Below are 2,058 nucleotides of genomic sequence, written 5' to 3'. Positions count from 1 at the left end.
ATCAAGCATTTGCATGAGATTGATCAGGCGCAGAAAGCCTATGATCAACAGATGCCGCCAGAGCAATAGGGAGAGAATATCGGCGCGGTTATCCCATGATTGAGGCGCTGTTTCGGGCTGAAAGGCCACCTGTTTCGGCGGTTTCCGTTGGAAACTCTCGTCTCGCAAACGAATAAGAATGCCAGTCCAGCGCCTATTTGCGTTCGGCCCGCGTTGCCTTAGGTTTCCTTCGTAGCAAGGACCGTTGAGTGGCCGCTTCGAGTCGCAAAACAGACGATAGGGTCGCCGAACACCGACCGTCGGCAAAGGGTCGGTGAACGAAACCGCTCGCGCGGTAGGGGGCTACGGCCCGACTAGGCGGGCCTTGAGAGGGCTGCGGCGCGATTCCGTATGTTGATGGTCGGGGCAATCCGCCTCGTTGCTCAACGGAGCCGCATCATGACCTCCACTCAACCGGGCGTCAGCCCGCTGCGTCAGCGCATGACGGACGACATGCGCATGCGCCAGCTTTCTCCCGCAACTCAAACAGGCTATCTGCGCATTGTGCGTGAATTTGCTCGATACCTTAAGCGCTCGCCCGATACGGCGACTGTCGAAGACCTGCGAAACTACCAGTTGTATTTGGTCGATCGCGGAACGTCGCCCGCTTCCCTCAATGCCGCGATCACTGGGTTGAAGTTTTTCTTCGAGATCACGCTTCAGAAGCCGGAATTGATGGCTCGAATGCAGCCAGTGCGTGTGCCGCGCATACTGCCGGTTATCCTTAGCCCCGACGAGGTCCGGCGACTGATCGCGGCAACCGGTAATTTAAAGCATCAGACGGCGTTGTCGCTGGCCTACGGCACCGGGTTGCGGGCCGGCGAAGTGGTCGCGCTCAAGGTGAGCGACATCGATAGCCAGCGCATGACGCTGCGCGTCGAACAGGGCAAGGGCCGTAAGGATCGCTATGCGATGCTCTCGCCGGTGCTGCTCGAGCGCTTGCGGGTCTGGTGGCGCGTGGCGCGCGCTCAAGGCAAGATGCCCGATGGCGGCTGGTTATTTCCGGGACTGGATCCTGTTGACCCGCTGACTCCACGGCAGCTGAATCGCGCGATTCGCGCTGCAGCCGAAGCCGCACAAATCGATAAACGCGTATCGATGCATACGCTGCGCCACAGTTTTGCCACGCACCTGCTCGAACAGCAGGTAGATATCCGTGTGATTCAGGTACTGCTTGGCCATAAGAAGCTTGAAACGACAGCGCTTTACGCCCAGGTCGCCACCGATTTGCTGCAAAAAGTCGTCAGCCCGCTGGAGCGCCTGCGTACCGAGTAACACGCGCGCGGTCACACCCGATGTTAGAGGTCGCGGATATCTTCCGCGCCTGCGGGGCCACGTGGCGACGCACGGTAGCACTGAGCCTCGGGCAGCTGAAGGTGATGTCGGCCATCGAACAGTGCCGCAGCGCGGCGCTGGGTGGACATGTGTTGCGGTGTTCGGGCTGTGCACGAACCGAGATCGCCTATAACTCATGTGGTAATCGCCATTGCCCGAAGTGTCAGGCTAGTGCCGCGCGCCGCTGGCTCGAAGCGCGCGAGGCTGATCTGCTGCCGGTCGAGTACTATCACGTCGTCTTTACGCTTCCCGCACCGATCAGTGCTATCGCCTGGTATAACAAGCGCGTCATCTACGGGTTGCTATTCGACATCGCGGCCGAGACGCTACGCACCATCGCGGCGGACCCCAAACACCTAGGCGCCGACATTGGCGCCACGCTCGTGCTGCACACATGGGGCTCAGCGCTCACGCATCATCCGCATGTGCACGGCATTGTCCCGGGCGGCGGCCTGTCAGCCAACGGGGAACGCTGGATAGCCTGTCGGCCGGGCTTCTTCTTGCCCGTGCGCGTGCTTTCGCGCCTGTTTCGCAGACGCTTCCTCGAAGCGCTCGCCGACGCCCATCACCGTGGACGCCTTCAGTTCTTTGGTGAGTACGCGCAGCTCGCTGACCGAGCGGCTTTCGCGCAGTGGCTCGCGCCGCTGCGCGCCTCGGAATGGTTCGTGTATGCCAAGCGTCCGT

General features: G+C 61.1%; 2 protein-coding genes. Both read left to right on the top strand.

Annotation, left to right across the window (positions count from 1 at the left end; genetic code table 11):
• Positions 1-438 precede the first annotated feature (438 nt).
• Positions 439-1,314: a tyrosine-type recombinase/integrase gene (locus BG57_RS30770; protein WP_035971050.1), complete on the top strand. Its 876-nt coding sequence runs from the start codon at positions 439-441 to the stop codon at positions 1,312-1,314.
• A 20-nt stretch (positions 1,315-1,334) separates the two neighbouring features.
• Positions 1,335-2,058: IS91 family transposase (locus tag BG57_RS30765; protein ID WP_035971049.1), on the top strand; the 724-nt coding region annotated here is incomplete at its 3' end.

It is taken from the genome of Caballeronia grimmiae (genome assembly GCF_000698555.1).
Lineage (GTDB): Bacteria > Pseudomonadota > Gammaproteobacteria > Burkholderiales > Burkholderiaceae > Caballeronia > Caballeronia grimmiae.
This window is presented reverse-complemented; position numbering and strand designations above follow the sequence as displayed.